The organism is Citrobacter sp. S55_ASV_140 (genome assembly GCF_018919505.1).
Classification (GTDB): Bacteria; Pseudomonadota; Gammaproteobacteria; order Enterobacterales; family Enterobacteriaceae; genus Citrobacter; species Citrobacter werkmanii.
Genome location: NZ_JAHLQZ010000204.1, coordinates 1 through 6737, shown reverse-complemented (window position 1 = coordinate 6737; position 6737 = coordinate 1). Strand labels below are relative to the sequence as shown.

The window sequence follows — 6737 nt, the reverse complement described above, 5'->3', positions numbered from 1 at the left end:
CAAAGCCCGGCGTGGCGTCGTTAGTCTGGTTATCGCCGGGGGTACCGGTGTCGTCGCTCAGGGCGATCACCGGCGCCGCCACGCGGGTGTCCACCGTCACAGCCAGCGCCGTGGAGGTCTGCACGTTCCCCGCGTCGTCGGTGACCTGCACGGTGACGCTGTAGTCGCCGTCCGCCAGTTCCGGGGCGGTAAAGGTCCACCTGCCCTCTGACTGCACGGCGTCATAGGCGGTGCCGTTGATAATGACCTGCACCTTCGTCACGTCCGCATCAATACTGCCCAGCGTGAACGCCGGCGTGATGTCGCGGGTGATGTTGTCGCTGTTGCTGCTGCCGCTGTCTGACGCATCCGCCAGATCGATGGTCGGCACCGACAGCGTGGTGTCCACCGTAAAGGTCAGGGTGGCCGAGTCCGCGGTGTTACCGGCGAGGTCGGTGACGGTGGCCACGATGGTGTGGTCGCCGTCGGCCAGCGCGGCGCTGTCAATATGCCACTGCCCGTCCGCGTCCTTCGTCGCCGCCACCGGCTTACCGCCGTCAATGCTCACCATCACGCTGACGGCGTCGTTCTCCGTGGTGATGGCAAAGCCCGGGGTGGCGTCGTTAGTCTGGTTGTCGCCGGGGGTACCGGTGTCGTCGCTCAGGGCGATCACCGGCGCCGCCACGCGGGTGTCCACCGTGATGGCCAGCGCCGTGGAGGTCTGCACGTTCCCCGCGTCGTCGGTCACCTGCACCGTGACGCTGTAGTCGCCGTCCGCCAGTTCCGGCGCGGTAAAGGTCCACGTCCCGTCCGTCAGTGTCGCCGGGTAAGCCGTCCCGTTGATCAGCACCTGCACGCTGATCACGTCGGCGTCGATACTGCCCAGCGTGAACGCCGGGGTGGTGTCGTTCGTGATGTTGTCGCTGTTGAGGCTGCCGCTGTCTGACGCATCCGCCAGATCGATGGTCGGCACCGACAGCGTGGTGTCGACGGTGAAGGTCAGTGAGGACGTTGCGGTGTTGCCGGCGAGGTCGGTGACGGTGGCCACAATGGTGTGGTCGCCGTCGGCCAGCGCGGTGCTGTCAATATGCCACTGCCCGTCCGCGGCCTTCGTCGCCGCCACCGGGGTGCCGCCGTCAATGCTCACCATCACGCTGACGGCGTCGTTATCCGTGGCAATGGCAAAGCCCGGGGTGGCGTCGTTAGTCTGGTTATCCCCCGCCGTACCGGTGTCGTCGCTCAGGGCGATCACCGGCGCCGCCACGCTGGTGTCCACCGTCATGGCCAGCGCGGTGGAGGTCTGCACGTTCCCCGCGTCATCGGTGACCTGCACGGTGACGCTGTAGTCGCCGTCCGCCAGTTCCGGGGCGGTAAAGGTCCACCTGCCCTCTGACTGCACGGCGTCATAGGCGGTGCCGTTGATAATGACCTGCACCTTCGTCACATCCGCGTCGATACTGCCCAGCGTGAACGCTGGCATGGTGTCGTTCGTGATGTTGTCGCTGTTGAGGCTGCCGCTGTCTGACGCATCCGCCAGATCGATGGTCGGCACCGACAGCGTGGTGTCGACGGTGAAGGCCAGTGAGGACGTCGCGGTGTTGCCGGCGAGGTCGGTGACGGTGGCCACGATGGCGTGATCGCCGTCGGCCAGCGCGGTGCTGTCAATATGCCACTGCCCGTCGGCGGCCTTCGTCGCCGCCACCGGGGTGCCGCCGTCGATGCTCACCATCACGCTGACGGCGTCGTTCTCCGTGGTGATGGCAAAGCCCGGCGTGGCGTCGTTAGTCTGGTTATCGCCGGGGGTACCGGTGTCGTCGCTCAGGGCGATCACCGGCGCCACCAGGCTGGTGTCCACCGTCATGGCCAGTGTGGTCGAGTTAGCGGTATTACCCGCATTGTCGGTGACGATAACACTGATGCTATAGTCGCCATCAGCCAGTTCCGGGGCGGTAAAGGTCCACTTGCCCTCTGACTGCACGGCGTCATAGGCGGTGCCGTTGATAATGACCTGCACGCTGATCACGTCAGCATCGATATTGCCCAGCGAGAATGTTGGCGTGGTGTCCCGGGTGATGTTGTCGCTGTTGAGGCTGCCGGTGTCTGACGCATCCGCCAGATCCAGCGTAGGGATAGAAACCTGGGTATCAATGGTGACCTGAATTTTTTCTGATGTCGCTGAGTTGCCGGCGACATCTGTTGCCGTGATATAAAAAATGTAGCTTCCATCGGTCAACGCCTGCGATCCCGTGAAGCTATAAGACCAATTTCCGTTAGCATCCGCGCTGACTTTCCCGATGGCCTTCCCGTCCTGATAAATAGTGATGCTGGAATAAGCCTCGGCTGAACCAGAGAAAATCGGGGAAGCGTTATTGGTAATGCGATCGGCATCACTTATGCCGCTATCGCTATCAAGATGGATTGTGGGTGTTTCCATCGTACTATCGACCACAATATCCAGCGTGGTCGAGTTTGCGCTGTTGCCGGCGGCATCTGTTGCACGTACAACGACGGCATGCTCGCCATCAGCTAAGCTCGCCTCTTCCGGGATACGATAGTTCCAGACGCCATTTTTATCAGAGACAACCTGACCGACTACGGTACCATCAATAAAGATCTCGATCGTCGCGTTGGCTTCAGCCGTTCCGGTTAACAACGGCTGCGTTTCCTTGGTGATACCATCATCATTCGACGATCCCGTATCTGAACCCGTGTCTAATTTAAGCGACGGCGTGACGGTGACGGTATCAATGACCAGATCGTAACTACTGCTCGATGTGTTCCCCACCTCATCCTGAGCCTGAATAGTCAGCGTATAATCGCCATCGGAAAGCGCCGGATTAGGGTCATATTCGAACTGCCAGTTGCCATTAGCATCAGCCTGGGTAGTGCCCACGGCTTTACCGTCAACCATCACTGTAATGGTGGCGTATTTTTCAGAGGTCCCGTCAATTGTTAAATTATCATTTTGCCGGGTGATCCAGTCAGTCTGGCTTATCCCCGTATCATCTTCAGCCTGCAACGTGGCAACCGGTGACGTCGTGCTGGTATCGACAGTGAAAGTACAATCGGCAGATGATGGAGAAACGTTTCCCGCAAGGTCAGTCGCATAAGCCACTGCAGTATAGCTACCATCAGCCAGATCGCTTGGCAAGGTAAACGACCAGATACCATCGTGGTTTGCCGTCACCGTGCCACAGGCCTTGCCATCAATATAAATCGTCACCGTACTGCCCGCTTCTGCTGTACCGGTAAAGGCTGGCGTGGCGTCGTTTGTCAGAATATCGCCTGATTTTGAAACGGTGTATTTATACAGTTCAATATCGGGCGATACGGGAGCAACCGTATCAATAGTATATTCGTAGCTGAAGGTTTGCTGGTTGCCCGCATAATCGGTTACGGTGATTGAGAGTTCGTTCAGCCCTTCTGCAGAGGCCTGCGCCAGGTTAAAGCTGAAATTACCACTCTGTGAAGCATCAATTTCAATCTTTTCCCCGGTCGTCAGGTTAGTGATCACAATATGACTATTTGGGTCAGTTTTACCGGTAAACGCTGGATAAATATCGTTGGTATAATTGTCCCCGGCAACTCCGCTGTCTGACTGGCTAGTCATTGCCAGTGTGAATGCATCAATATCGGTATCGACAGTCACATCTATTTGTGCGGTTGAGGTATTACCCGCACGATCGGAAGAGACCACTTCAAAAGTATAAATACCATCAGCGGTAATTTTATTTTCCGGCAGTGTATATTGCCAGTTCCCCATGGAATCCACGCTGACATCGGCCACTTTGTAGCCATTAAGATATAACTCGAGCGTTGAGTTCGGTTCAGCATTACCATGCAGAGAAGGCGTTTTATCATTAGTCAGGCTATCAGTCGAGGACATCCCCGTATCACTGGATTCATCAAGAATAATAACGGGTGTTTCTGGGGGAATCGTATCCAGCGTAATAACGCCGGTCGTTGATGCCGTGTTTCCCGCTTTATCCGTAGCATCAATCTCAATATTATTAATGCCTTCATTTAATTCTGAACCACTAAACTGATACGACCAGGCGCCATCAGAATCTACGGTGACTGTGGTAAGCAGAACGCCATTGGCATAGATAGCAACCTGCGATCCTGCTTCGGCTTCACCAATAATTTTCGCATCGGTAAAACGGGTAAGATTTTCACCCTCAATGCGATCGGCTGCAGGAATGGCGTACTGATCGTCGAGTTCGAAAGTGGGAGCCGCGATGACGGTATCAATGGTTACGATAATTTTCGCGCTACCGCTTCCCCCCTGCCCGTCCGTCACATCGACCTGGACGTTGTGTTGTCCGTCAGCCAGCACCGTGCCGCTATTGAATGAAAAGTTGCCCATCGCATCGGAGGTCGTGACGGCGACAACCACACCATCAATGCGCAGTGAAACTGTCAATCCGGGATCGGTAGAACCAACAAACTGCGGCGTGGTGACGTTGGTAATATTATCGTTTTTTACCCCAGAATCACTGCCGTCATCAAGCTTAAGAGCCACATCAATAGGTTTTACGTCGATGGGCGTTTCATCAGATTCTGATGAACTTGAAGAACTGGACGAACTGGATGAGTAATCAGAGAAAACGAGTCGACTGGCCTCAGCCACAGAGTCATCGTCATATTTCTTATGGTAAAGGCTGGCATCCAGCTGCTCTTCTCCCTGGTTCTGAGAGGCTGCGCCATTTTGGCCATTGCTCTGCGCTTTATCATTGAGGAACTCCTCAAGCTGCTTTTGAACTTCTGCAGAAGCTTTTTGCGCCTCTTCAGCTTCAGCACGCATTTTTTCTGCTTCATGCTTCAGATCAGCAGCCTCTTTTTTAGCTTCCTCAAGGTCTTTCGCATTAATCTCGCTGATTTTATTAATATTATCTTTCAGCACGCGATCCTGACGCTGATCTGATAGTGCAGAGTCAAGCCGTTCAAGTTGAAGATTGCTTAAGTCGATCGTTTTCAGCAGTTGCTGACCTGAAACATCCTGCCCCTGGAATTTGAAGTGAACGTGGTTATTTTCAAGGCTTGAATAAAGAGCACCGTTAATAACGTTAACTACCACATTACCCGGAAAAATAAATTTAAAGTCGGTCCCACTAATGACGACTTTGGCACTATCCATAGCACCATACTGCTGTAAGTCGACAATTGAATCATTGCTTGCAAAAATAGTATTACTCATATTATCACCCTGAATTAATGAGTTGATTTACTGTCAGTGATGACCGGCTCACTGAAAACTTGTTGAAGGCCACGCAGCAATGGCGAGGCAAGGTATTTTAATATGCTGTGGTTGCCTGTAATAATGAAAGCATCTACCGTCATTCCAGGTTTGATAACATCACGTTCTTTTGTACCGATAGTGAACTCTACGATAGCTTTGTAATACCTCACCGTATTTCCATTAACCGTATCTTCGTAGGAGTCAGGACTGATTTGCTCTACTACACCGGTATAAGGTTTTGAACCCGAGAGAATAAATGAGAGAATTTTCACGTTAACCGAACCACCAACATAAATTTGATCGCGATCTTTAGGTTGAATTTTTACTTCCGCGAGCATTTTGGTTGACATTGGTTTAATCTCAAACAGCGAGTCAGCAGCCTGTATCACACCGCCTTTGGTGAAGGCATTTTTGTTAATTTGATAAATCACGCCATCAATGGGCGATCGGACGCGAGATTCTTTCATCTGCTTTTGTAATACACTCATGGCAGAGTCATTAAGCGCAGCTTCATGTTGAGCATCGACCAAGTTTTTCGACAAGGTATTACGAAAAGTAAAGACATCATCATTAATCTCGCTATGGATCACCTTTATCTCTTCTGATTTCGCTACTACCTGGCTTTCAAGATCGATAAGCTCAGACTTGAGACGCTCTGCTGCCTGTTTTTTTGCCAACAGAGTGGTATAAGAACTGATACCCTTTTTAACCAAAGGAGAAAGAAGATTAACCTCTTCCTGAACAAGCATTAGCTCGCTGTTCTTGCTGATTTTAGAAATACCTAAACGCTCAATTTCAGAATTGAGGCTGTTGATTTTATTATCCTTCGTTTTGGTCTGGCTAATTAACAATTGTATATTACCAATCAAGTCCTGATTCGTGATATTGCTAATATCAAAGAGAGTATAATCCTGCCTCCAGGCCAAAATGGACATCATTTCTTTGATATATAAGGCAAGATAGCGGTGCTGAGCTTGGGTACGTTCGTTTTCTTTCTGAATATCAAAGTTTGATGTTTCGGCAAGGACCTGACCTTTGGTAACAAAATCCCCTTCCGCGACATGAATCGCATCAATCGTTCCACCTTTAGAGAGAGAAACGACCTGAGTATTATCCTTGGTGATAATGACACCGCTGCCATGTACGACCGAATTTATCTTTATCAGGCTAAAAAGTAGGAGTATGACGAGGGTCATCACGACGATGACCATCATCAGATGGTCACACTGTTTCCTGTTCATTGCGACATAGAACCGCTTTTAGGCTGTATCTGGCCAGGTTCCAGATACAGTTCATGTAACAGATCGGCGAGTTGAGCCATCTGTTCAAGCTTCGCCTGATAGATAGAGAATTGTGACTCAATCATTGTCAGGTTAGCTTGATAATGTTCATTCCTGCTGGAAATAAAGTCGAGTAGCGATTTTTGACCTAATTTGAACTCTTCTTTATACAGTTCAATGAGTTTCCCGGCATTTTCATAGGAGCGTTTAGATATTTCTAATGAATCTTTTCCTGTCAT

3 protein-coding genes are annotated in these 6737 nt (G+C 51.7%); all 3 read right to left on the bottom strand.

Annotated elements, in window-relative coordinates; translation table 11 throughout:
* On the bottom strand, positions 1 to 5176 hold a 5176-nt coding region (locus tag KQJ18_RS20255), incomplete at its 3' end, for an Ig-like domain-containing protein (protein WP_216422589.1).
* Between the two features lie 14 nt (positions 5177 to 5190).
* A complete protein-coding gene (locus tag KQJ18_RS20250; protein ID WP_159121833.1) occupies positions 5191 to 6432 on the bottom strand; it encodes an HlyD family type I secretion periplasmic adaptor subunit in 1242 nt (413 codons plus the stop codon).
* Between the two features lie 23 nt (positions 6433 to 6455).
* On the bottom strand, positions 6456 to 6737 hold a 282-nt coding region (locus KQJ18_RS20245), incomplete at its 5' end, for a TolC family protein (RefSeq protein WP_216422588.1).